The following is a 22,791-nucleotide window of genomic DNA, read 5'->3' as shown; positions in this document are numbered from 1 at the left end:
GCCGACCGCGTCGTCTTCCTCGCCGACGGCCGGATCGTCGACGAACTCCACGCCCCCACCGCCGACACCGTCCTGGACCGCATGCGCCGCTTCGACGCCAAGGGCCGCACCAGCTGAGCCCCTCAGCGAACGAACCCGACGCCCCCGAACTCCCAGGACACCCCTTGTTCCGCACCGCACTGCGCAACGTACTGGCCCACAAGGGCCGACTGCTGATGACCATGCTGGCCGTCATGCTCGGCACCGCCTTCGTGGCCGGCACGCTCGTCTTCACCGACACCATGGGCCAGGCGCTCAGGACCCAGAACTCCAAGAGCTACGCCGACATCGCCGTCACGGTCAGCGACAACGAGGCCGTCAGCCGCGGCTACGACCACGGCGGCCGGGCCGCCACCGGCCCGACCCTCACCGAGGAGACCCGCCGCACGGTCGCCGCGCTGCCCGGCGCCGCCGAGGTGCGCGGCGTGGTCAGCGGCTTCGCCGGCATCGCCGACCACAAGGGCGCGCTGATCGGCAACGGCTTCTCCACCACCGGGACCAACTACGTGCCGGGCCCGGACGGCACCGACCCGCGCTACCCGCTGGTCACGGGCCGCGGCCCCAAGGACGCCACCGAGATCGCGCTGGACACCAGGACCGCCGAGAAGGGCGGCTTCAAGGTCGGCGACACCGTCCGGGTCGCGGTCAACGGCCCGGTGATGCGGCTCAAGCTCACCGGCACCCTGCACACCAACGACCCCCGCGTGGTGGCCGGCGGCTCGCTGGCCGCCTTCGACACCGCCACCGCCCAGCAGTTGTACCTGAGCCCCGGCCGCTTCGCCGAGTTGGACGTCAAGGCCAAGCCGGGCACCGACGACACCGCACTGCTCGCCGCCGTCAAGCAGGCCCTTCCGCAGGGCGACAGCATCGAGGCCAGGACCGGCCGCGAACTGGCCGACGAGCAGGACAAGATGATCGCCCGGGGCACCAAGGTCCTGAGCACCTTCCTGATGGGCTTCGCCGCCATCGCGCTGTTCGTCGGGATCTTCATCATCGCCAACACCTTCACCATGCTGGTCGCCCAGCGCACCAGGGAACTGGCCCTGCTGCGCGCCGTCGGTGCCACCCGCCGGCAGATCACCCGCTCGGTGAAGGTCGAGGCCGTGCTGGTCGGCCTGACCGCCTCGGTCGCCGGGCTGCTGGCCGGCATCGGGATCGCCGTCGGGCTCAAGGCGCTGCTCAACGGCCCGATGGACGCCAACCTGCCGGACGGCCCGCTGGTGATCGCCCCGACCACCGTCCTCACCGCGATCGCCGTCGGCGTGCTGGTGACGCTGCTCGCCGCCTGGCTGCCCGCCCGCCGGGCCTCCCGGATCGCGCCGGTGGCGGCGATGAGCTCGGTCGAGCAGCCCGCCACCCAGAAGAGCCTGCGGCTGCGCAACACCATCGGGCTGCTGTTCTCGCTGGCCGGTGCGGGCGCGCTGGCCGCCGGCGCGAGCGGCAAGGAGGTCAAGCTGGTCGGCCTCGGCGCCGGCGCCCTGCTGATCGGCGTGTTCGTGCTGACCCCGCTGCTGTCCCGGCCGCTGATCGCGCTGTTCGCCCCGCTGCTGCGCGCCGTGTACGGCACCCCGGGCAAGCTGGCCCGGGAGAACGCGGTGCGCAACCCGCGCCGCACCGCCGCCACCGCCTCGGCGCTGACCATCGGCGTCACCCTGATCACCTCGCTGACCGTGGTCGGCGCCTCGGTGAACAAGGCCGTCGACGACTCCACTTCGAGCGACCTCAAGGCCGACTACACGGTCGCCATGCAGAACTTCTCGATGCTCTCCCCCGAGGTCGCCGCCCAGATCGCCAGGACCCCGGGCGTCAGCGCGATGAGCACCGAGCGCGGCGTCCCGGTGGCCATCGGCCGGAACGACGATGACAGCGAGTGGCTGACCGCCGTGGACGCGACGACCATCGACCAGCTGACCACCATCAAGATCAAGGAGGGCTCGGCGGACGCGCTCAAGCAGGGCAAGCTGCTGGTGAGTTCGAGCCGCAGCCAGAGCGCCGGCTACAAGGTCGGCGACACCCTGAGCGTCACCTACCCGGACGGCAGCAAGGGCTCGCTCACCGTCGGCGGCGTCCTGGAGGCCGACACCGCGCTCGCCCCGGTGCTCGCCCCGGAGGCCGTGGTCGGCCCGCACGCCCAGCCCGGCTCCGGCCTCAACAAGGTCCTGGTCAAGGGCGCGAACGGCGCGACCGAGCAGCTGAAGCAGGCGCTGCGCGACGCGACCGGCGGCAACCCGCTGATCGCGGTCAAGGGCGAGAAGGACATCAAGGCGGAGAGCCGCCAGGCCGTCACCAGCATCCTGAACATGATGTACGGGCTGCTCGGCATGTCCGTGGTGATCGCCGTGCTCGGTGTCGTCAACACCATGGCGATGTCGGTGTTCGAGCGCCGCCGGGAGATCGGCATGCTGCGGGCGATCGGCCTGGACCGGCTCGGCATCCGCCGGATGGTCCGGCTGGAGTCGCTGCTGATCGCGCTGTTCGGCGGGCTGGTCGGGGTGGGCCTCGGCATCCTGGTCGCCTGGGCGGGCGTTCGGACCATGGCGGACGACCTCAAGGGCATCACCACCGTGGTGCCGCCGTTGCAGATCGCCGGCTTCCTGCTCGCCGCCGCCGTGATCGGCCTGTTGGCCGCACTCTGGCCGGCCCACCGGGCGGCGAAGCTTGACATCCTGGACGCGATCAAGAGCCAGTAGTCCGGGCGGACGACAGGAGCCCCTGGGGGAACGGTCCGGTGCGACCGTCCCCCCCCAGGGGCTGCCACGCGTCACGACTTGGGGAAGACCACGCCCTGGTTCGAGGGCTGCAGGCTGCCGGTGGTCAGGCCCTGGGCGGAGACCAGGAGTTGGGTGACGGGCTTGCCGTCGAGACCGAGCACCTCGGTGGTCACCTGCTTGGTCTCGTCCGGCGGGGTGAGCTGCAGACCGGTGATCACGTGGCAGCTCGGGTCGGCCTTGTCGCAGGAGTTCCACTTGAGGCCGGCGAAGGCGGTCGTCTTCGGCGTCAGGGTGACCGCCGTGGGCGCCCCGGGGTACGGCTCCCGCTTGACCGGCAGCGGGTCCGCGCTGTTGTCGGCGCGCAGTCCGCCGTATCCCGGGTAGCCGAACAGCGTGCAACTGCGGTCGCCCTTGACGGTGAGCAGCACCATGGCCGATCCGGCCTCCTGGAGCTGGACGGTGACGGCGAGTTCGTCGGCCCTGCACCGCGCGCCGACCGGCTGGGTGGCCATCGGCCCGGTGGGCGTGGCTCCCGGGACGGTCGCCTTGCCGGTCGCCGTCCTGCCCGCTCCGGTCGGCTGGGCGGGCGCCACCCCGGTGACGGTCACCGTCGGTGCCGGCAGCGCCCCGGCCCCGGCATCATCGTTGCACGCGGTCAGCAGGACGGCGGCGGCGAGCGCCGCGGCACTGGCCGCGAGTAGCCGGGTCGGTCGACGGACGTGCATGTTTCCCCCCACGGGTGAGCGATCGGCACGAGGCTGTTCCCCTCAAAGCAGGACGGTGGGGCAGCAGGCGTGGTTCCATGGGCGCCGGGGAATCGCCAGTGGTCCGTGCAAGGATCACTGCGAACGGCAGCTACGCTCAAGGGGGTGGGCCGTGATCACGAGCCGGTTCACGGGCACGGACTCGAACGGGCACTCGCACACGGCGGTGATCGTCTCGCGCGGGGACAACCAGCGCTACGTGGAGTGCCACAGCTGCGACTACCAGCGGCGGGTGTCCTGGGACGCGCGCGGCACGGCCGAATCGCACCTGTGGAGTGAACACAACGTCTCCGGGACGCACCGACAGCTCGCGCTCGGCCCGTTCATCGCGGCCGGCTTCGGGCTGCTGCTCGTCCTCTTCCTCATGTCCAAGACCCACGCTCTCTAGGGCCGTTCACACCACACCGCCCCGCCCGGCGGGTGCCGGGCGGGGCGGTGGGTGGTGAACTGCCGGGTCAGGCGGCCGGCTTGGTGGCGACGGGCTCGGCGGGCTCGGCCTTGCCGCCGCTGAACAGGTTGAAGAAGACGGCCAGGGTGGGCAGCAGGTAGGCCAGCCAGACCACCAGCTGCAGGACGGTCGGGTCCGGCTGGAAGTTGAACACGCCCTTGAGCAGGGTGCCGTACCAGCTGTCCTTGGGGACGGTGCTGGAGATGTCGAAGGCCGGCGAGTGCAGGCCGGGCAGCCAGCCGGCCTCCTGGAGGTCGTGCACGCCGTAGGCGAGCACGCCGGCCGCGACCACGACCAGCATCGCGCCGGTCCAGGTGAAGAACTTCGCCAGGTTGATCTTCAGCGCACCCCGGTAGAACAGCCAGCCGAGCACCACCGAGGTGAGCAGACCGAGCGCGGCGCCGAGCAGCGGGTTCCAGCCGTCGTCGGTGGCCTGCACCGCCGACCAGATGAACAGCGCGGTCTCCAGGCCCTCCCGGCCGACCGCCAGGAAGGAGGTGACCACCAGGGCGGTCGTGCCCATCGCGATCGCCGCGTCCAGCTTGCCGTGCAGCTCGGTCTTCAGGTGCCGGGCGGTGCGCCGCATCCAGAACACCATCCAGGTCACCAGCCCGACCGAGATGATCGACAGCGAGCCGCCGAGCGCCTCCTGGGCCTCGAAGGTGAGCTGCGAGGAGCCGAACTGCAGCACCGCGCCGAAGGCCATGGACAGCACCACGGCCGCGGTGACGCCGATCCACACCGGCGGCAGCCTGTCCCGGCGGTCGGTCTTGACCAGGTAGGCGATCAGGATGCAGACGACCAGGCTGGCTTCGAGGCCTTCGCGCAGGCCGATCAGGTAGTTGCCGAACACGGCTGACTCCTCGGGGTGGTGAGAGCGGGCGGGATCATCCGAAGAGGGCCTGGCCCCACCACTCCCCCGGCTTGCGCACGCCCGCCGGGCAGGCGAAGTGGGCTGAGCCGACGTGCTGGATGTACTCGTTGAGCTTGTCGGAGGCCGCGAGCCGCTGTTGCAGCGGTACGAAGGCCTTGCGGGTGTCGCGCTGGTAGGCGAGGAAGAACAGCCCGGCGTCCAGGCGGCCGAGGCCGTCGGTGCCGTCGGTGAAGGAGAAACCGCGGCGCAGGATCATCAGGCCGTTGTTGGCGTCCGGGTGGGCCAGGGCGACGTGCGAGGTCGCGGGCATCGCCTTGAGGTCGGGGGCGTCGTGCTCCTTGGCCCTGCCGTACGGGGCGCCCTCGCCCTTGGTGCGCCCGAAGGTGTCCTCCTGGTCCTTGAGCGAGGCGCGGTCCCAGGTCTCGATGTGCATCCGGATCCGCCGGGCGACCAGGTAGGAGCCGCCGGTCATCCACTCCGGGCCGTCGCCGGGGGCCGCCCAGACGTGCTCGGTCAGGTTGGCGGCGTCGGTGCCCGCGATGTTGTGGGTGCCGTCCTTGAAGCCCATCAGGTTGCGCGGGGTCTGCTCGTCCGGGGTGGTCGAGGAGGTCTTGCCGAAGCCGAGCTGGGACCAGCGGATGTTGACGGTGCCCATGCCGATCCGGGCCAGGTTGCGGATCGCGTGCACCGCGACCTGGGGGTCGTCGGCGCAGGCCTGGACGCAGAGGTCACCGCCGCTGCGCAGCGGGTCGAGCTTGTCGCCCTTGAAGTTCGGCAGCTCGATCAGGGCTTCGGGGCGCTGGGCCTTGAGGCCGAAGCGGTCGATGCCGTCCTTCTCGAACAGGCTCGGCCCGAAGCCGATGGTGAGGGTGAGCCGGGAGGCGGGCAGGCCGAGCGCCTCGCCGGTGTCGTCCGGTGGCGCCTCGGCGGAGCCGGGCACGGCGCCGGTGCCGACCTCACGGCCGCCGGTCATCGCGGCGGCCGCCTTGGTCCACTCCTTGAGCAGCTTGACCAGCGACTCCCGGGTGGCCTTCTCGGAGACGTCGAAGGCCGCGAAGTGCAGCCGGTCCTGGACCGGGGTGGAGATGCCCGCCTGGTGCTCGCCGTAGAAGGGCACCTCCCCGCCGGTCGTCGCGTTCGCGGCCGGGACCGGGTCGGAGTCCTGCCGGGTCGCGGCGGCGACCGAGCCGACGGCGGCGGCGCCGAGCGCGACGCCCGCGCCGGCCCAGCCGATGACGGCGCGTCGGCTGACCGCGGCCCGGTTGGTGGTGTCGGCAGCGGCCGGCGTGCCGTTCTGCTGCTCGTTCTCGGCGTCCATCGACGGGCGGGCCCTTCTCACTCTTGCGGAACCACTGAACTGCGGCCGGATCCCGGCCACTTGACGGGACTGTTACTTGACGACCACGGCGGCAGCCAGCTTCGACAGCGGCTCGCCCAGCGAGTTCACCGCGTCGGAGAAGGTCTTGCGCTCGGCCTCGGTGACCCTGTCGTAGGGGGTGAAGGCACCGTCGGTCTGCCGGTACTTGGCCAGCAGGGCGTTGATGGCGGCGAACTCGGAGTCGAGCGTCCTGGCGAGCTCCGGGTCCTTCTCCGCGGCGACCGGCTTCAGCAGCTCGTAGGCCTTCTGCGCGCCCTCGACGTTGGCGTGGAAGTCCGCCAGGTCGGTGTGGCTGTAGCGGTCCTCCTCACCGGTGATCTTGTTGGTGGCGACCTCGTCCAGCAGTTCCTTGGCGCCGTTGGCCATGCTGGTCGCGGTGATCTCCGCCGCGGGGATCTTCTTCTGCCAGTCCTTGAGGTCGGCGACCAGCTGGTCGGCGAGCTTCTTCTCGTCGTCGCCGATCTTCGCGTCGGCCCAGAGGGCCTTCTCCAGCCGGTGCCAGCCGGTCCACTCCTGGCCCTGCTCCAGCTTGTCCTCGCGGGTGTCGGTCTTGGGGTCGACGTCCCCGAAGCTCTCGGCGACCGGCTCGGTGCGCTCCCAGCCGGTGCGCGAGGGCGCGTACAGCGACTTGGCCTTCTCCAGGTCGCCGCCCCTGATCGCGGCGGCGAAGGCCTCGACGGCGGGGACGGTGGCGTCGGCCTGCTGCTGGGCGTAGGCGCGGTAGGCGTCGACGGCGGCGGCCAGGCGCGGGTCGGCCGGGGCGGCGCTGCCGCCCTCGCCGGTGACGGTGATCTTCTGCCGGATGCCGTCGCCGACCATGCCGGGCTTGCAGGCGATCTCGTACGAGCCGGCCTTGATCTCGGCGTTGATGGTGGCCTTGGTGCCGGGGCCGATGTTCTCCCGCTCGGTGACGATCTTGTCGCCGGCGGCGTAGACGTAGACCTCGGTGGTCTTGGAGCCCTTGTTGCTGATGTCCAGCACCACGTGGCCGGACGGGAAGCTGGTCCTGGAGACCTCGCAGGCGGTGTCGGTGGCGTTGACCTTGACCGCGTCCGCGCCGCCCGCCTTGTCGTCCTTCTTCGAGGCGCAGCCGGCCAGGGCGGCGGTCGCCACGGCGAGGCTGAGCAGCGCGGCTGCGGTGGAACGGCGGCGGGCGGACATGGGGGCTCCAACGGAAAAGGGCATGGGGGTGCCAAGGCCGGGTAAAGCACCGGCCGGGCCGGTGCCTCCTTTTTAGCTAAGGCATACCTTACGTAAGAACTCTTTACCGTCGACACCCACCCCCCTGCCGATCCGGCCCGCTACCTCCCGGGCACTCGACGGGCGGCGGCGCGGGCCGTCCAGCGGCCCTCGTGGCGGCTGATCCGGATCGGGTGGCCGAAGGTCTCGCTGATCAGCTCGGTGGTCATCACCTCGTCCACCGTCCCGGCCGCCACGCCCTCGCCGCCGCGCAGCAGCAGGGCGTGGGTGGTGCTCTCCGGCAGCTCCTCCAGGTGGTGGGTGACCAGCACGCTGGCCAGCTCCGGGTGCTGGTGGCGCAGCAGGTCCAGGCTGTCCAGCAGCAACTCGCGGGCGGTCAGGTCCAGCCCGGTGGCGGGTTCGTCGAGCAGCAGCAGGCGGGGGCTGGGCATCAGCGCGCGGGCGATCAGCGCCCGGCCGCGCTCGCCCTGGGAGAGCGTGGTCCACGGGGCCTCGGCCATCGCGGCCATGCCGAGCGTCTCGATCAGCTGCTCGACCCGCTCCACCGCCTCGGGGGCGGGCTTGCGGTGCCACTCCGGCTCGATGGTGTTGGTGTGCCCGGTGAGCACCACCTCGCGCACGGTCAGCGGCGAGCGCAGCGGGTGGCGCGGGTTGACGTGCCCGAGGTGGGCGCGCAGCTCCCGGATGTCCACCCGGCCGAGCCGGCGCCCGAGCACGTCCACCGTGCCCCGGGTGGGGTGGGAGACCGCGCCGAGCAGGGCGAGCAGCGTGGACTTGCCCGCCCCGTTGGGGCCGAGCAGCGCCCAGTGCTCGCCGGGCTGGATCTCCAGGGTGATGCCGCGCAGCAGGTGCCGGCCGTCGCGCACGACGTCCACGTCGTGGGTGCGCAGCAGCGGGCCGTCGAAGGACGGGCTCATGGGGACTCCGTTTCGTGGCGCCGGGCAGGGTACGGGTGTCGGGCGCCGCACCGGACGGGCCGGCGCCGACCGTCCGTGTGCACCGTACCGCCGCCGGACGGGGCGGAGCCCGGCCGTCCGAGGGGTGGACGCGGAGCGGTCCCGGGTGGATTCCACAGAACGCTGTCGCACGAGGGGAGTTGGGAGGAAGATTGTGCCTTTCCGAGGGGGACGAGGGGGAGGCGTGATGACGGTGGACGAGGAGCGGGCGGCGACCCTGCACGGGCTGGTCGCGCGGCAGGCCCGCCGGGCCCCGCAGGCGGTGGCGGTGCGCTGCGGCGAGGCGGAACTGACGTACGGGGAGCTGGACGCGCGGGCGGACCGGCTGGCCGCCGTGCTGGCGCGGCGCGGGCTGGCCCCGGGCGGCCGGGCGGCGGTCGCGCTGGGCCGGGGCACCGAGGTGTACGTCGCGTTGCTGGCGGTGCTCAAGGCGGGTGCCGCGTTCGTGCCGGTGGAGCCGACCGCGCCCGACGCGCTGCTGCGGCACGTGCTGGCGGACGCCGCGCCGGACCTGGTGCTGACCGAGCAGCGGTACCGGGCGCGACTGACCGACGCGGCCGCGTCCGAGCCCGTCTGCGTCGACGAACCGGCCGCGCCGGACGGGGAGTTCGAGCACCCCGAGGTCGAACCCGGCGACCTCGCCTGCGTGTTCTACACCTCCGGTTCCACCGGCCTGCCCACCGGCGCGATGGTCGAGCACCGCAACCTGCTGGCCGCGTACGCCGGTTGGCGCGAGGTGTACGGGCTGACGGCCGAGGACCGGATCCTGCAGACCGCGAGCCTGGAGTTCGACGTCTTCACCGCCGACTGGGTCCGCGCGCTGTGCACCGGCGCGACCCTGGTGGTCGCCCCGTTCAACCTCACCCTGGACCGCACCGCCGACCTCGCCGCCCTGCCCGCCCTGGTGGCGGAGGAGCGGATCACCGTCATGGAGCTGAACGTCCGCACCGCGCGCCGCCTCACCGCCCTGCTGGAGGCGGGCGGCACCGGGCTGCCGGGGGTGCGGCTGCTCACCGTCGGCGCCGAGAAGTGGTACCTGGACGAGCAGTTGGCGCTGCAGCGGCTGCTCGGCGGGTCCACCCGGGTGCTGAACGTCTACGGCCTGGCCGAGGCCACCGTCGACAGCACCTACTTCGAGGTGCGCGGCGCGGCCGCCGCCGAGGGGGCGGAGCGGGTCTCGCTGGTCGGCCGGCCCTTCCCCGGCACCCGGGTGTACGTGCTGGGCCCGAACGCCACCCCGGTGGCGCCCGGGCGGGTCGGCGAGATCGCCGTCGCGGGCGGCGGCCTGACCCGCGGCTACCTCAACCGGCCGGCGGACACTGCCCGCCGCTTCGTCCGGGCGGACTTCGACCCGGACGGGCGGGTGCTGCTCACCGGCGACCTCGGGCTGCTGCGGGCGGACGGCGTCCTGGAGTTCGTCGGCCGCGCCGCGACCGTGGTCGGTCCGCTCGGCGCGGAGCGGGCCACCACGGTGACCACCCGGGTAAAGGCCGCGGCCCGGGCCGAGGGCGTGCTGCGCGCCCACCCGGCGGTGCGGGAGGCGGCCGTGGTCGAGGTGGAGCGGACGCCGGGGCAGCGGGTGCTGGTCGGCTACGCGGTGCCCGCCCGGGGGACGCCGGAGGGGACGGACGGCTGGTCGCTCACCCAGTACCTGCTGGCGGAGCTCAACGGCTACTCCGCGCCCGCCGCCGTCATCCCCGTCGCCGAGCTGCCGCGCACCCGGGCCGGCAAGCTGGACCGCGCCGCCCTGCCGCTGCCGGCCCCGCCGAGGCACACCGGGCCGCGCTCGGCCAAGGGGGGCGGCAGCAGGAAGGGCGGTGGCAAGGCCGGAGGCGGCAGGCCCGGGATGCTCTCCGAGGGGGAGGCGATGGGCTGCTTCGCGGCCTCCATCGTGCTGGGCGGCGCCTTCTTCGCCTGGATGTTCACCGATGCCTTCTTCGCCAGCTCGACCGACGTCTCGGCGGTGCCCAACGCCTACCAGTTCGGGTTCGAGCTGCTCTACCTGTGCGAGAACCTGGCCTTCGGCGCCGGCGTGGCCTTCCTGGTCCTCGGCCTCCCTGCGGTGCTGCGGCAGGGCCGCTCGCTGCGACTGTCCCTGCTCACCTGGATCTCGGTGTTCTGGCTGCTCGCCTCCTGGTGGCCGCAGGACAACCTGTACCGGCTGACCGAGTCCACCGACTGGTCGCGCGAGACGATTATGGTCTTCGTGTTCAACATCCCACTGATGCTGGCCGCGGTGGTGGTCGTGGTCTTCCTGCTGAGCAAGCCGAAGGCCAAGAAGTAGGGCCTCAGCGCAGCGCCTCGAACATCCCGGTCAGCGCGTGGTTGGCCGCCTCGACCAGGGCCTGCGCGGCGTCCAGTGCCTCGGCGTCCGGCCCGGCGAGGGCGAGGCCGACGGCGGGCTCCGGGTCGTGGCCCGCCGTCGGGATCAGCGGCAGCAGGATGACGCCGAGCCGGGCGCAGCGCGGGCGCAGCCGGTCGAGGTGGTCGTGCAGCGCCTCGGGGGCGAGCCGGGCGCCGAGCGGCATCGCGTCCAGGGTGCGGACCAGGTGGCCGGGGCCGCGCACCTGGTCGAGGCGTTCGCGCAGCACGAAGGCGATGGCGGGCCCGGTGAGCCGCAGGTTGATCTCGGTGGGGGCGAGCCGGCGCTGCCGGTCGGTGACGAAGTCGACGTCGTACCAGCCCCGGTAGCCCTCCGCGGCCAGCCGCTCCCCCACCGCGAGGGCGAAGGCGCGGGCCGTCTCGGCGGCGGCCCGCGGGACGGCGCCGGGGCCGACGGTGACGCCCTGGTAACGGGTGCCGGCCACCTCCATGGCACCCGCCCCGACCGGGTGCACGGTGCCGTCCGGGCCGACCACGGCGTCGTAGGTGAGGTCGCGCAGCCGGGCGGCCGGGCCCGGGTCGACGTACTCCTCCAGCAGCAACTCGCCCTGCGGCGGCAGCACTTCGGAGCGGACCAGGCGGCGCAGCAGGGCGCCCCCGCCGCCCGCGGCGAACAGTTCGCCGGGCTCGACCACGACGGTGCCGTAGCCGCCGACACCGTGCGGGCTCTTCAGTACGGTGGTCAGCCCCCGGGCGGCACGGACGGTCAGCCTACGGGCGGCGCGGCGGCGGCTCTCCAGTCGCTCCTGCGCCGGGACGACGATCCCCGGGTGCTCGGCCGCCAGGGCGGCGAACAGCCCGTGCGCGGCGGACTTGGACTCGTAGCGGCGGACGGCGGCCAGCTCGGGCCCCTCGCCCTGCGCGGGCGTACGGCCCCAACTGACCACCGGGCGACCGGAGTCGGCGATCCGCGCGGCGAGGGCGGGCCGGCCGGCGAGCGCCTCGGCGAGCGTCCGGCCGTCCGCGACCCCGCTGTGCACCTCGACCGGACCCCACGCCAACTCCCGGGCCAGCCAGTCGGTCCACTCCCGGTCGACCTCGGCGGGCAGCACCAGCACCGCCGGTTCCGGGCTGTAGCCGACGGCCAGGCAGGCGTAGTGGTGCGCCTGCCGCAGCCGCCGGGCGCGCTGTTCGGCGTCCATGCCCGGGGCGAAGAACTGCGCGTTGAAGTCCGCGACGTTGCCGATGTGGACCGCCGCCCGCCCGCCGGTCCAGGCCCCCACCCATCCGTCCATGAGCGGTGAGTGTAGGCCCTCAGAGCGCCAACAGCCCCGCGTCGGTGGGCCGGAGGCCGCACGCCTCGAGGTAGAAGGCGCGTAGGTGCGGTTCGAAGTCGACGTGCAGCCAGGCGCAACCGGCCGCGCGGGCGCCGTCGGCGGCCTCGGCGACCAGCCGGGTGGCGATGCCCTGCCGCTGGGCGGCCGGCGAGACCACGGTGTCGAGGACGAAGGCGTGGGCGCCGCCGTCCCAGGCGAGGTTGACGAAGCCGACGAGCGCGCCGTCGGCGGCCCGCCGGGCGGTTACCCAGCCGAGGCTGTGCCGCTCCAACCGGGCCAGCCGACCGCCGGGTTCGACGGGGTGGCCGAAGCCTTCGGCGTGCAGGGTGTCGAGTTCGGGGTCGGTGAGCGCGCCGCGCCACTGGTAGTCGATCGTCACGGCGGCAGCGTAGACGGCTTGTTAACGTCCGATCATTTTTGATTTGACCAGGACACAACTTGGCAAAGTTATGACCTTTCCTCTAGCTGAACGTGACTGATCGCCGTCAATCTCGGTCGCAGCTCTTTTCCCTGCAGCTACCCCCACTGGAGCCAGAGTGAGCCCCACCTCCTCCTCCCGTCGTGTCCGCACGGCCGGAGCCATAGCCGTCGCCGCCGCCCTCGCCGCCGTCGTCGTCCCCGGCACCACGGCCTCCGCCGCCCCCGCCACGCGCGAGGCCGCGATCGCCCAGGCCCGCGCCAACGTCAGCCACGCCCCCGGGGTGTTCGGCTACGGCGCGGGCCAGGACCTCGTCCTCAAGGACGTCGTCCTCGACGCCGACGGCGCCTCGCACGTCCGCTTCGACCGCACCTACCATGGCCTCCCGGTGATCGGCGGCGACCTCGTCGTCCACCAGGACGCCCGCGGCAGGCTCAAGGACTCCACCCGCGCGGCCGCCCACGACGCCGCCGTGAAGTCCACCGTCCCCAAGGTGCCCGCCCGGTCCGGCGCCGCGGACGCGCTCGCCGCCGCCCCCGGCGTCAAGGACGCCGTCAGCACCCCCGAACTGGTGGTCTGGGCCGCCGACGGCACGCCCCGGCTCGCCTGGCGGACCACCGTCGAGGGCACCGGCGAGCACGGCCAGCCGGCCGGCCGGATCGTCGTCACCGACGCCACCACCGGCGAACAGATCGAGTCCTACGACGCCGAGCACCAGGCCGCCGGCACCGGGAACTCCGAGTACACCGGCCAGGTCACCATCGACACCACACCGACCGGCAGCGGCTACACCCTCACCGACCCCGTCCGCGGCCACGTCACCAAGGACGCCGGCAACCTCTCCGCCAGTTCGGTCAAGGCGAGCTCCGGCACCCCGTTCACCAGCACCACCAACGTCTGGGGCGACGGCCGGAAGTTCTCCACCGACCGCGCCACCGCCGCCGTCGACGCCCACGCCAACACCGCCTGGACGTACGACTACTACAAGAACGTCCACGGCCGGAACGGCATCAAGAACGACGGCAAGGGCGCCACCGTCTTCGTCCACGTCGGCACCGACTGGGACAACGCCCAGTGGTCCGACAACTGCTTCTGCATGATGACCGGCGACGGCAACGGCAGCACCGACCCCGAGCAGGTCGACCTCGACACCATGGGCCACGAGATGACCCACGGCGTCACCAGCGCCACCGCCAACCTGCGCTACAGCGGCGAGTCCGGCGGCCTCAACGAGTCCACCAGCGACATCTTCGGCACGATGGTCGAGTGGTACGCCAACAACAAGATCGACACCGGCGACTACCTGTTCAGTGACCAGTCCACGCCCCCGTGGCTGCGCCGCTTCGACAAGCCCTCGCTGGACGGCCACTCGGCCGACTGCTGGAGCAGCTCGGTCGGCAAGCTCAACGTCCACTACTCCAGCGGAGTCGGCAACCACTGGTTCTACCTGGCCAGCGAGGGCAACGGCAGCAAGACCGTCAACGGCGTCAGCTACAACAGCCCCACCTGCGACGACTCCACGGTGACCGGCATCGGCAACCAGAAGGTCGCCAAGATCTGGTACCGCGCGCTGACCGTCTACATGACCTCCACCACGAACTACAAGGGCGCCCGCGCCGCCTCCCTCAACGCCGCCCGCGACCTGTACGGCGCCGGCAGCACCGAGTACAACGCGATCGCCGCGGCCTGGAGCGCGGTCAGCGTCAACTAGCCATGTCCGGCTAGCTGTTGAACCCGATGTGGACGTGGTCGTGGTGGGTGTCGTCGGTGAAGAACCGGTTGCCGCTGCCCGCGATCGCCACCGGCCCGCCCACGTTGTACGAACCGGCCGCCGCCGCGTCCCGCATGAAGGACTCGATCAGCTGCCGGGGCGTGGCCGGGTCCACCACCGCCCGGCCGTCGATCCGCCAGACGTCGAAGGCCCGGCCCAGCGGATGGTCGCTGGGCCGGGTCGTGCCGAAGACGTCCAACGGGTGGCCGCTGCGCACCACGCTCACCGACAGCGTGTACGGGCCGGCCAGCCGCAGCATCGCCGTCGGCACGGTGTCGTGGACCGTGCCGCTGCGCAGGTCGGCCACCGCCTCGGGCGGCAGCTCGATCCTCGGCTCGGCCAGCACCTTCGCCACCGCCGGGGCGGGCGAGGCGGCGGCCGGGCCCGGGTCGCCCGGGTGCAGCTCGGTGACGTTCCAGCGCGGCTCGGCCCGGCTCAGCCGGACGTCCACGGTGATGCCGCCCGCGGCCACCGAACCGTCCGACTGCCGGGTCCACTGCCGGCAGACCACCAGCACGCTCGCCGAGTCGGCGAGGATCCCGCCGTACTGGGCGTCGACCACCTCCAGGCTCGCCTCGGCCGCCGGCGGGGCCAGCCGCCCGGCCTGGTCCGCCAGCCCCGGCGCCAGCCCGAGCGCCGCCACCCGCGCCCGGGCCGGCTCCGCGCCCTGCCCGCCCGGCGGCCAGGCGCCGAGCGCGGCGACCAGCTCGACGGCGCGGCGCTTGACGTCGGGCTGGATCTCGCCGGGGCCGGGCTGCCAGAGCGGCGGGTTGGGCAGCGGGGCCGGGGCTGGGGTGGGCGCCGCGGTCGTCGTCGGGGTGGGCGGCGGGGTCGGGGGTGCGGTCGGAGGTGCGGTCGGGGTCGCCGTCGAACTCGTCGGGGCCGCCACCGGCTTGCCCCCGCTCGAACACCCCACCGCCCCCAGCAGCACCGCCGCCGCCCCCGCCCGCAACACCCCGCGTCGGCCCCTACCCCGGTAGCCGTCTCCGCTCGTCATACCGTCAGTATGCGAGCGGCAGCCGGGCCACGGGCGCCCGCGTCAGCCCAGACGGCGGATCGGTTCCCCCTTGAGGAAGGCCTCGATGTCCTCCACCGCCTCGCCGAAGTACCGCCGGTAGTTGTCCTGCGAGACGTACCCCAGGTGCGAGGTGGCCAGCAGCCGGGGCGCGCTGCGTAGCCGATGGTCGGCGGGCAGCGGCTCGACGTCGAAGACGTCCAGGCGGCGCCCGCGATCCGGCCCTCGGTGAGCGCGGCGAGCAGCGCGTCCTGGTCGACGATCGCCGCCCGGGAGGTGTTGACCAGGTAGGCCTCGGGCTTCATCAGGACGAGTTCGGCGCCGCCGATCAGCCCCCGGGTGTCCGCGGTGGAGGCGAGGTGGACCGAGACGCAGTCGCTCTCCCGCAGCAGTTCCTCCTTGGACCCGGCCCGGCGCACTCCCGCCTGGCCCGCCCGCTCGTCCGTCAGGCTCCGGCTCCAGGCGAGCACGTCCATGCCGAAGACGAGCTCCACCCCTGGCCACGAGCGTGCCGATCCGTCCGAGGCCGAGCACCCCGAGGGTCCGCCCGTGCAGGTCGGCCCCGACGGTGCTCTGCCACGGCCCGCCCTCGCGCAGCGCGGTGCTCTCCTGGACGATGCCCCGGGCCAGACCGAGCAGCAGCGCCCAGGTCAGTTCGACCGGCGGGGTGCCGGAGCTGGCCGTGCCGCAGACCGTGACGCCGTGCGCCGCGGCGGCCGCAGGAATGGCCGGCAAGCTCAGGAACGGTTCAGCAGTGCCTCCGCCGTGGCCGTCCGGGCGTACAGCACCCAGCGGCCCGCGCGGTGGGCGCTCACCAGGCCCGCGTCGCGCAGCGCCGTCAGGTACTGCGAGACGGCCGAGGGCGACAGCCCGGTGCGCCGGGCGAGTTCGGTGGTCGAGGCCGGGGCGGCGAGTTCGGCGAGCAGCAGGGCGCGGGAGCGGCCGAGCACCGCCGCGAGGGCCGCGGTTCCGGACGCCGGCGCCGCCTCCGTCGTCCAGAGGCCGCCGATCCCCCGGGCCGGGTAGGCGAGTTGGGGCGGGCCCGGCGGGGCGAACAGGGTGTACAGGCCGGGGCCGGTGAAGGCGGAGGGGATCAGCAGCAGGCCCGGGCCGGTTGCCCGACGGGACATCGGGCGGGAGCGGTGGCTGAGCCGCAGGGTGTCCTCCGCCCACCGCAGTTCGGCGTGCAGGTCGTTCAGCACCCGCGCGGCGCCGTGCTCGGCGGCCTGCCGGGCCCGGTGCAGCACGTCGGCGTCGAGCACCGCGCGGATCCTCGCCCAGTACGGCGCGAGGGCCAGCTCCCAGTACGCCTCGATCGCCTCGGTCAGCCGCGCCAGCCCGGCTCCGGGATCGGCGTGCAGGGCCCGCAGCCGGGGGCCGAGTGCGCCCCGTTCCGCCGCCAGCCGGTCGAGGTCGCGCCGGACCTGCCCGGCGGGAGTGGCCCGGATCGCGGCGAGTTCCTCGGCGAGGGTCGGCGCCGGCCCGGCCGGGGCCGGGTTGACGAAGTCGGGCACGTAGCCGGTGGGCGGCACGAGTTCGGCGAGCAGCCCGTAAGCCGGCCCGAGCGCCGACAGCCGGGGCCGCACCTGCTCCACCCAGGGCCCGTGGACGGCGTGCGGCAGCCCCGAGCGCAGCAGGCGCAGGCTCGGGCCGATCTCCCACATCGGGGCGACCGCGAACCGCATCCGCGCCAGGTCGCCCGCCGTGAACAGCAGCTCCGCCAACACCCCACCCCCGGACGTCCCCGATGGATTCGCACATTCCCGAATCAGTGGCGATCAGGCTAGTGCAGTAGCGATCATGACGGGCATGACTTCCGACACCACCGTGACCGCCGCCGCCTCCGGCACCTGGAACCTCGGCGACCGCGCCGTCCACCGGATCGGCTTCGGCACGATGCGCCTGCCCCAGACCGGCCCGGCGCTGACGCCCGACGCCGTACCGCGCGACCGCGAGCAGGCCCTGCGGGTGCTGCGCCGGGCCGTCGAACTGGGCGTCAACCACATCGACACCGCCGCCTTCTACTTCTCCCCGCTGCGCTCCGCCAACGAGCTGATCAACCGCGCCCTCGCCCCGTACGCCGACGACCTGGTGATCGCCACCAAGGTCGGCCCCGCCCGCGGTCCCGACGGGGAGTGGACCGAGCACGCCCGCACCCCCGCCGGGCTGCGCGCCCAGGTCGAGGAGAACCTGCGCCAACTCGGTCGCGACCACCTCGACCTGGTCAACCTGCGCATCCTCGGCAGCGACTCGATCGCCGAACGCTTCGGCGCGCTCGCCGAGCTGCGGCAGGCCGGCCTGATCCGCCGGCTCGGCCTGTCCAACATCCAGCCCCACCACCTCGCCGAGGCCCAGGCCATCGCCCCGGTCACCTGCGTGCAGAACCCGTACGGCATCGGCGCCTCCGCCACCCAGGACGAGGTGCTGCGGCTCTGCGGCGAGCAGGGCATCGCCTTCGTCCCCTTCTACGCCATCGCGGGCGCCGGACGGGAGGGCGGCGCCGGCGGGAGCGAACCCGCCCAGGTCCGGGAGGTGGCCGAGGCCCGCGGGGTCAGCACCGCCCAGGTCCGGCTCGCCTGGACGCTGCACCGCGGCCCGCACGTGCTCGCCATCCCGGGCACCGGCGACGTCGCGCACCTGGAGGACAACATCGCCGCCGGCGCCCTGCGGCTGACGGCGGCGGAACTCACCCTGCTGGACCGGGCCCACACCGGCTGACCCGGAACCGGGACCGGCCCCGCGGGCGTCGCTGAGGGACACCACCGTTCCCGAGCGAAGTCCCGGAGCCCGCCCGTGCCCGCCACCGCCACCGCCACCCGCTACCTCTACCTCGCCCGCCACGGAGAGGCCACCTCGGACGGCCCGGACGGCCCGGACGGCAGCGGCGGACTCACCGCCGCCGGACGCCGCCAGGCCGTCCTGCTCGGCCGCCGCCTGGCGAACCGCCCCATCACGACGGTGCACCACGGTCCGCTCCCCCGGGCCGCGCAGACCGCGCACCTCATCGGGGAGCAGCTGAACGGCCCGTCGCTGTCGGTGTGCGAGGAAGCCGGCGACTACGTCCCCTACGTACCTCCGGCCGCCGAACTCCCCACCGACAGCGCCGAGTTCCTGCTGCGCTTCCTCGCCAGCGCCTCGGCGGAGGAGCTCTCCCGGGGCCCGGAACTGGCCCGCCGCGCAGTCGAACGGTTCACCGGGCCGGTCCCGGGCGGTGAGGACCGGCACGAACTGGTCGTCACCCACGCCTTCCTGGTCGGCTGGCTGGTCCGCCACACCCTGGACGCCCCCGGGTGGCGCTGGCTCGGCCTGAACGCCGCCAACGCGGCCCTCACCGTCCTGCGCTTCACCCCCGGCCGCCCCTCCTCCGTCCTGCTCCTGAACGACCAGAGCCACCTCCCCGAGGAGCTCCGCTGGACGGGCTTCCCACCCGAACTGCGCTGCTGACCCGCCGCGTTACTCCCCGGCCCCGCGGTTCACCGTGGGCACGGCCATCAGTGCTCCGCCGCGTTGCGGAACTGCAGGGCGATCGCCGCGGCCTGGTGGACGTCCGTCATGTCGAAGACCGCGACGGCGCCCGAGGTCGAGGCGTCGTTCCAGCGGCAGATCATCGCCGGGGCCTTCCCACCCCGGTAGCCGCACTGCATGGCCCCGCCCAACGGACCGGCGTCGACGTCCTGGGGATCGTCGATCCGGGCGCCCGCGAAGAAGTTGCGCAGGCCCCAGGCGGCGGAGTGGGCGGCGTTCTCCTTGGCCAGCTTGGGATTCCACTCCGCGGTGGAGGCGCTGAGCATCAGGGTCGGCCGGGTGCCGCCCGGCGTGGCCGAGTAGAACCAGTAGTGCTCGGGGCTCGCGCTCGGCATCCGGGCCGCCAGCGCGGCCGCGGCCTCGCCGGTGATCAGGTGGTAGCCGGCGGCCGCCTCCGGAGCCTCGACGGTGCGCCCGGCCGGAGTGGACTCGGCCGCCGGAGCGGACTCGGCCACCGGTCCGTAGTCGGGGTCCGTGCCCACCTCGACGAGCACCGCGGCCACCACGGCACCGGCGGCGAGAACGGTGGCCAGAATGCTGACGTACCCACGCCTCCTCCGCAGTGCCGCGACCCGGGGCGCCTCCTCGAGGCCGTGCGCGACGGGATTGCGCCAGGTGCGGGTGGACGACCAGGCGAGAACGACCACGATCAGGGCTGGTATGCCCCACTCGGCCGAGTACTGTCCGATTTGGTAAGCATGCGAGTGCACGTCAACAGCGAGGATCACGGCGCGCATCGTAGCGGCGCGCACCGTCCCGGGAGCACCCGCTGCCCGAGTCCGAGGTGCGGCGAAATCCGGTTGCGTGCCGTCTCGCCGGGGTGTTAGCTTCCCGGTGGTCGTGATCCAGCAGCAGGAGGTGAGCCCCGTGAACGCAGCAGTGTCCGTAATGGGTGCTCCCCCGCAGTCCACGATCGCGCGGCTGAAGTAGTCGCCGCCGGGAGCGCCGCCAGGCAATTCGCGAAAGGCGACTCCCATGAACACCACACCTTCTTCGACTCCGCAGGTCGACGCGACGAAGCGGCTGCGTGCCGCGGGTGAGCGCGCCCTGGTCCTGCACGGCGGTGGATCGGCCGGCAACGCGTGGGAGATCGGCGTCATCGCCGGTCTGTTCGATGCCGGGCTGGATGTGACCGAGGCCGATCTGACCGTCGGAACGTCGGCCGGGGCGACGGCCGCGGCCCAGCTCACCGGCACGACCGCGACCGACCTGTACGCCGCCATCCTGTCCGCCGCGCCCCCGCAGCGGACCGGTCCGGTCGGCCCCGGCGGTGGTCGCGGTCGCCTCGTCCCGGTGGCGAACTACCTGGAGGTGACGAACCGGATCATCGCCGCCGCCGCGGACGCGGCCGACATGCGCCGCCGGATGGGTGCGGCGGCGCTCGAGCTGGACGCGGCGTCGGACGGCTCCGGGGCGGCGCGGTGGCGCGCCACGGTCGCGGCACGGCTTCCCGGTGCGCACTGGCCGCAGCGACCGGTGCTCATCACGGCGGTCGACGCCCGCACCGGTGAGCCGGTCGTGTTCGACCGCCACAGCGGAGTCGACCTGGTGGACGCCGTCGCCGCCAGCACGTCCAGCGGCTTCGGCGTGCCGCCGTACGGCATCGGCGACAGCCGGTACATCGACGGCGGCTACCGACGCAACGAGAACGCCGACCTGGCGGCCGGGCACGCGAGGGTGCTGGTGCTGTCGCCCTTCGGCGGTCGAACGCGGCATCCGTTGGAGTGGCGCATGCAGCTCGCGGCGCAGGTCGACGAGCTCCGCGCGGCCGGCAGCAGCGTCGAGACGGTCTTCCCCGACGACGCCGCACTCAAGGCGTTCGGGACCGACATGATGGACCTGTCGACGCGTCCGCCCGCCGCCCGAGCCGGTTACGACCAGGGCCGGGCTCTGGCCGGGCGGCTCGCCGAGTTCTGGCGCTGACGTCCACGGCCACCGGCGGCCCCGGCCCGTACCCGGGGCCGCCAGTCAGTGCCCGGGGCCGTCGACCCGTGCCCGGGGGGTCGTCGGTCAGTGCCCGCGCTCGAGGACCAGCTCGGTCCAGCTGACGTCCTCCCGGCCGTGCAGGTCGCAGCGGCTGCCGCGGTGGAGCAGCTGGAGACCGTGGGACTGCGCCAGGGTGATCGTGTGCTCGGGTGGGAGGTCGAACATCCGGCGGCCGGGTGGGACGGGGCCGTGGCGGAGGGTGAGGGCGAGGCGGCCGCCGGGGGCGAGCAGGCGGGCCAGGGTGGCCATGGCGGGCGGGCCTTCGGCGGGGGTGAGGTGCATCCAGACCGCGGTGAGCAGGATGAGGTCGAAGTGCTCGCCCTCGGCGCTGAGCCGGGGCAGTGCGGGCAGCTCGTCCGCGACCCAGCGGATGCCCGCGTCCGGGTGCAGGCGTTCGCCGACGGTGCGGAGTTCGGGTGTCGGCTCGGCCGCCACCACCCGGTGGCCGAGGGCGGCGAGGGCGGCGGCGTCGCGTCCGGTGCCGGCGCCGACGTCCAGGACTGCGGCGGGGGCGGCCGGGTAGAGGTGCAGGCGCGAGTGGTGGACCTCGGTGAAGGCCACGCTCTCGTACTGGACGGCGAGTTGCGCCGCCGCCTCGCCGTAGCCCGCCGTACTCGGGTTGCTCACCGGGGTATTCCTTCCGACTCCCGTACCACCACCGCGTCCCCGGCGGCGGCCGCGCCCGCGAAGAAGTCCCGCAGTTCGCGCAGGTCGTTGACGACGCGGGCGGCCCAGCTCTCCGACCAGGGTGGCGCGGAGTCGAGTTGGGCGACCCGGCGGGCGAGCACGGTGTCCTGCTGGCGGACGAGTTCGCCGAGCGCCGAGTCGCGCAGGAAGGTGGAGGCGGCGGCGACCTGTTCGGGGCGCAGCACCGGCATCCCGGCCCCGGCTTCGCGCGGGGCGCCGCCGTAGACGGGCAGCCGGGCGGCCGGGTCGGGGTGCAGCCCGTTCTCGGTGAGCGCGAGTTCCATCAGGGCGGCGGTCTGCCGCACGCCGAGGGCGAGTCCGTCGGCGGCGAGCCGGTCGTACCGGAGGTCGCGGCGCCGGGGCACCAGTTCGCCGAGCTCCTCGGGCGAACAGGCGTCCAGGGCCTGACCCGGCAGAAGGCGCCAGAAGTGATCCACGCTCACCCGGAAAGCGTAGCGAACGGCGGCTCGGTGACCAGCGCGTCAGGCCTCACCGGGGTGCCAGGCCGGCCATTCCCAGGGGCGGTCGGCCCAGTGCACCTTGACCGGGTCGTGCGGGTCGAGGCCGGGGAAGAGCTGGTGGATCCGGGGCTCGAACTCCTCGGGGGCGAGCGGTTCCCAGCCGTGGCCCTCGAAGTGGACCAGGCGGTAGCGGCTGTCGGTCCGGAACTCGGCCACCTCGACCAGGTGTGCGGTCGTGCTGTTGGTCTCCATGACCCCCAGCATGTGGCGCGGTGGCAATTCACGCCCGTTCAGACCCCTCTTCCGGGTCATGTCCCGGCGTCGGCGCGCTCGTTGAGCACGGAAAGGTACGGCGGGGGCGCGCTGGAAGGACGAACAGATGACTGAGCAGCCCACCGGAGGACAGTGGCAGTGGCCGCCGAACGCCTGGCAGCCGCCGCCGGTCCCGATCCCGCCCCAAGCGGGCCCGTCCGAGCCGTTTCCGCCGGTGGCCCCGGTGCCGCCGCGCCGTTCGCGGAAGGCCTGGGCGGTGGCGGCGGGCGGGACGCTCGCCGTGCTGGCGGGCGTGCTGGTGATGTGCGGACCGGGCTCGGGGGACGACATCCATGTGACGGCCGTGTCGGGCGCCTCGCCGTCCACCACCCCGACGGACCGGCTGCTGGACGGCACGCCCGCACCGTCCCCGGTGCCCTCCCCCGGCCGGGACGGCACCGGCCGGGACGGCACGGGTCCGGACGGCACCCCGCAGGACGCCCTGGCGAGCGGCGCTAGCGGCGCGAGCGGCGACGACCCGGCCACCCCGTCGGGGGGGGGGCCCGGGCGCCGGGCGCGCGCGGCCCCCCCCCCCCCCCCCCCCCCCCCCCCCCCCCACCCCCCCCCCCCCCCCCCCCCCCCCCCCC

At 73.7% G+C, this 22,791-nt stretch carries 20 protein-coding genes and 2 pseudogenes; 8 read left to right on the top strand and 14 right to left on the bottom strand.

Going from position 1 to position 22,791, the window contains the following annotated elements; genetic code table 11:
* Positions 1–117: pseudogene (locus tag ACWCYO_RS35305) on the top strand (ABC transporter ATP-binding protein); the annotation flags it as partial.
* Positions 118–164: 47 nt separating this feature from the next.
* Positions 165–2,729 carry an ABC transporter permease gene (locus ACWCYO_RS35300; RefSeq protein WP_449786513.1) on the top strand — a complete coding sequence of 855 codons (2,565 nt, stop codon included), beginning with the start codon at positions 165–167 and terminating at the stop codon, positions 2,727–2,729.
* Between the two features lie 71 nt (positions 2,730–2,800).
* On the opposite strand, the gene ACWCYO_RS35295 is transcribed toward ACWCYO_RS35300, so the two are convergent.
* Positions 2,801–3,475 (bottom strand): DUF4232 domain-containing protein, encoded by a 675-nt coding sequence (locus tag ACWCYO_RS35295; RefSeq protein ID WP_449786512.1) that lies wholly within the window; start codon positions 3,473–3,475, stop codon positions 2,801–2,803.
* A gap of 151 nt (positions 3,476–3,626) precedes the next feature.
* Between ACWCYO_RS35295 and ACWCYO_RS35290 the strand changes: the two genes are divergently transcribed.
* A complete protein-coding gene (locus tag ACWCYO_RS35290; RefSeq protein ID WP_270149471.1) occupies positions 3,627–3,902 on the top strand; it encodes a hypothetical protein in 276 nt (91 codons plus the stop codon).
* Between the two features lie 67 nt (positions 3,903–3,969).
* Here the strand turns inward: ACWCYO_RS35290 and efeU are convergent, their stop codons facing one another.
* The 4 genes from efeU to ACWCYO_RS35270 form a co-directional block, all read right to left on the bottom strand.
* Positions 3,970–4,815: an iron uptake transporter permease EfeU gene (gene efeU / locus ACWCYO_RS35285; RefSeq protein WP_270149470.1), complete on the bottom strand. Its 846-nt coding sequence runs from the start codon at positions 4,813–4,815 to the stop codon at positions 3,970–3,972.
* A 34-nt stretch (positions 4,816–4,849) separates the two neighbouring features.
* Positions 4,850–6,154 (bottom strand): iron uptake transporter deferrochelatase/peroxidase subunit, encoded by a 1,305-nt coding sequence (gene efeB, locus ACWCYO_RS35280; RefSeq protein ID WP_270149468.1) that lies wholly within the window; start codon positions 6,152–6,154, stop codon positions 4,850–4,852.
* A 72-nt stretch (positions 6,155–6,226) separates the two neighbouring features.
* Positions 6,227–7,375, bottom strand: coding sequence for an iron uptake system protein EfeO (efeO, locus tag ACWCYO_RS35275; protein ID WP_270149466.1), 1,149 nt, complete (start codon positions 7,373–7,375; stop codon positions 6,227–6,229).
* A 140-nt stretch (positions 7,376–7,515) separates the two neighbouring features.
* Positions 7,516–8,331, bottom strand: a complete 816-nt coding sequence (locus ACWCYO_RS35270) for an ABC transporter ATP-binding protein (RefSeq protein WP_449786511.1) — start codon at positions 8,329–8,331, stop codon at positions 7,516–7,518.
* A 226-nt stretch (positions 8,332–8,557) separates the two neighbouring features.
* Between ACWCYO_RS35270 and ACWCYO_RS35265 the strand changes: the two genes are divergently transcribed.
* Complete coding sequence (locus ACWCYO_RS35265) at positions 8,558–10,654, top strand: amino acid adenylation domain-containing protein (RefSeq protein WP_270149464.1); 2,097 nt, start codon at positions 8,558–8,560, stop codon at positions 10,652–10,654.
* Between the two features lie 4 nt (positions 10,655–10,658).
* Here the strand turns inward: ACWCYO_RS35265 and ACWCYO_RS35260 are convergent, their stop codons facing one another.
* Both ACWCYO_RS35260 and ACWCYO_RS35255 read right to left on the bottom strand, forming a co-directional pair.
* Positions 10,659–11,987 (bottom strand): hypothetical protein, encoded by a 1,329-nt coding sequence (locus ACWCYO_RS35260; protein WP_449786510.1) that lies wholly within the window; start codon positions 11,985–11,987, stop codon positions 10,659–10,661.
* Positions 11,988–12,006: 19 nt separating this feature from the next.
* Entirely contained in the window at positions 12,007–12,408 is a 402-nt protein-coding gene (locus ACWCYO_RS35255; RefSeq protein ID WP_270149460.1) for a GNAT family N-acetyltransferase, read from the bottom strand.
* A gap of 157 nt (positions 12,409–12,565) precedes the next feature.
* On the opposite strand from ACWCYO_RS35255, the gene ACWCYO_RS35250 reads away from it, so the two are divergent.
* On the top strand, positions 12,566–14,158 hold the full coding sequence (locus tag ACWCYO_RS35250) for a M4 family metallopeptidase (RefSeq protein ID WP_449786509.1): 1,593 nt from the start codon (positions 12,566–12,568) through the stop codon (positions 14,156–14,158).
* 10 nt (positions 14,159–14,168) lie between these two features.
* Here the strand turns inward: ACWCYO_RS35250 and ACWCYO_RS35245 are convergent, their stop codons facing one another.
* The 3 genes and pseudogenes from ACWCYO_RS35245 to ACWCYO_RS35235 all read right to left on the bottom strand — a co-directional run bounded on the left by ACWCYO_RS35245 (position 14,169) and on the right by ACWCYO_RS35235 (position 16,948).
* The gene (locus ACWCYO_RS35245) at positions 14,169–15,215 is read right to left on the bottom strand and encodes a hypothetical protein (protein ID WP_449786508.1); all 1,047 of its coding nucleotides are present in this window, start codon (positions 15,213–15,215) and stop codon (positions 14,169–14,171) included.
* A gap of 42 nt (positions 15,216–15,257) precedes the next feature.
* Positions 15,258–15,953 (bottom strand): annotated as a pseudogene (locus tag ACWCYO_RS35240) (D-2-hydroxyacid dehydrogenase family protein); the annotation flags it as partial.
* Between the two features lie 17 nt (positions 15,954–15,970).
* A complete protein-coding gene (locus ACWCYO_RS35235) occupies positions 15,971–16,948 on the bottom strand; it encodes a DUF5937 family protein (RefSeq protein WP_405000851.1) in 978 nt (325 codons plus the stop codon).
* Between the two features lie 94 nt (positions 16,949–17,042).
* Here ACWCYO_RS35235 and ACWCYO_RS35230 point away from each other — a divergent pair, with 94 nt between their 5' ends.
* Together ACWCYO_RS35230 and ACWCYO_RS35225 are read left to right on the top strand one after the other, a co-directional pair.
* A complete protein-coding gene (locus ACWCYO_RS35230) occupies positions 17,043–17,951 on the top strand; it encodes an aldo/keto reductase (protein ID WP_449786507.1) in 909 nt (302 codons plus the stop codon).
* 75 nt (positions 17,952–18,026) lie between these two features.
* Entirely contained in the window at positions 18,027–18,677 is a 651-nt protein-coding gene (locus tag ACWCYO_RS35225) for a histidine phosphatase family protein (protein ID WP_449786506.1), read from the top strand.
* Positions 18,678–18,724: 47 nt separating this feature from the next.
* On the opposite strand, the gene ACWCYO_RS35220 is transcribed toward ACWCYO_RS35225, so the two are convergent.
* Positions 18,725–19,486 (bottom strand): hypothetical protein, encoded by a 762-nt coding sequence (locus tag ACWCYO_RS35220; protein ID WP_449786505.1) that lies wholly within the window; start codon positions 19,484–19,486, stop codon positions 18,725–18,727.
* A 247-nt stretch (positions 19,487–19,733) separates the two neighbouring features.
* Here ACWCYO_RS35220 and ACWCYO_RS35215 point away from each other — a divergent pair, with 247 nt between their 5' ends.
* Positions 19,734–20,681: a patatin-like phospholipase family protein gene (locus ACWCYO_RS35215; RefSeq protein ID WP_270149447.1), complete on the top strand. Its 948-nt coding sequence runs from the start codon at positions 19,734–19,736 to the stop codon at positions 20,679–20,681.
* An 87-nt stretch (positions 20,682–20,768) separates the two neighbouring features.
* On the opposite strand, the gene ACWCYO_RS35210 is transcribed toward ACWCYO_RS35215, so the two are convergent.
* Genes ACWCYO_RS35210 through ACWCYO_RS35200 form a run of 3 tightly spaced genes read right to left on the bottom strand, consistent with a single transcriptional unit; the run spans position 20,769 to position 22,144 of the window.
* A complete protein-coding gene (locus tag ACWCYO_RS35210) occupies positions 20,769–21,371 on the bottom strand; it encodes a class I SAM-dependent methyltransferase (protein WP_449786504.1) in 603 nt (200 codons plus the stop codon).
* Positions 21,368–21,874, bottom strand: a complete 507-nt coding sequence (locus tag ACWCYO_RS35205) for a hypothetical protein (RefSeq protein ID WP_449786503.1) — start codon at positions 21,872–21,874, stop codon at positions 21,368–21,370. Before ACWCYO_RS35205 ends, ACWCYO_RS35210 begins: the two co-directional genes overlap by 4 nt.
* A 39-nt stretch (positions 21,875–21,913) precedes the next feature.
* Positions 21,914–22,144 carry a hypothetical protein gene (locus tag ACWCYO_RS35200; protein WP_270149442.1) on the bottom strand — a complete coding sequence of 77 codons (231 nt, stop codon included), beginning with the start codon at positions 22,142–22,144 and terminating at the stop codon, positions 21,914–21,916.
* Positions 22,145–22,791 lie beyond the last annotated feature (647 nt).

The organism is Kitasatospora sp. NPDC001683, assembly GCF_053596495.1.
This window is presented reverse-complemented; position numbering and strand designations above follow the sequence as displayed.

Excerpts from the sequence above, each read along its gene's own strand:
- ACWCYO_RS35295 (WP_449786512.1), bottom strand. The coding sequence starts at position 3,475 with ATGCACGTCCGTCGACCGACCCGGCTACTCGCGGCCAGTGCCGCGGCG.
- efeB (WP_270149468.1), bottom strand. The coding sequence starts at position 6,154 with ATGGACGCCGAGAACGAGCAGCAGAACGGCACGCCGGCCGCTGCCGAC.
- efeO (WP_270149466.1), bottom strand. The coding sequence starts at position 7,375 with ATGTCCGCCCGCCGCCGTTCCACCGCAGCCGCGCTGCTCAGCCTCGCC.
- ACWCYO_RS35270 (WP_449786511.1), bottom strand. The coding sequence starts at position 8,331 with ATGAGCCCGTCCTTCGACGGCCCGCTGCTGCGCACCCACGACGTGGAC.
- ACWCYO_RS35265 (WP_270149464.1), top strand. The coding sequence starts at position 8,558 with ATGACGGTGGACGAGGAGCGGGCGGCGACCCTGCACGGGCTGGTCGCG.
- ACWCYO_RS35260 (WP_449786510.1), bottom strand. The coding sequence starts at position 11,987 with ATGGACGGATGGGTGGGGGCCTGGACCGGCGGGCGGGCGGCGGTCCAC.
- ACWCYO_RS35245 (WP_449786508.1), bottom strand. The coding sequence starts at position 15,215 with ATGACGAGCGGAGACGGCTACCGGGGTAGGGGCCGACGCGGGGTGTTG.
- ACWCYO_RS35230 (WP_449786507.1), top strand. The coding sequence starts at position 17,043 with ATGACTTCCGACACCACCGTGACCGCCGCCGCCTCCGGCACCTGGAAC.
- ACWCYO_RS35215 (WP_270149447.1), top strand. The coding sequence starts at position 19,734 with ATGAACACCACACCTTCTTCGACTCCGCAGGTCGACGCGACGAAGCGG.
- ACWCYO_RS35200 (WP_270149442.1), bottom strand. The coding sequence starts at position 22,144 with ATGGAGACCAACAGCACGACCGCACACCTGGTCGAGGTGGCCGAGTTC.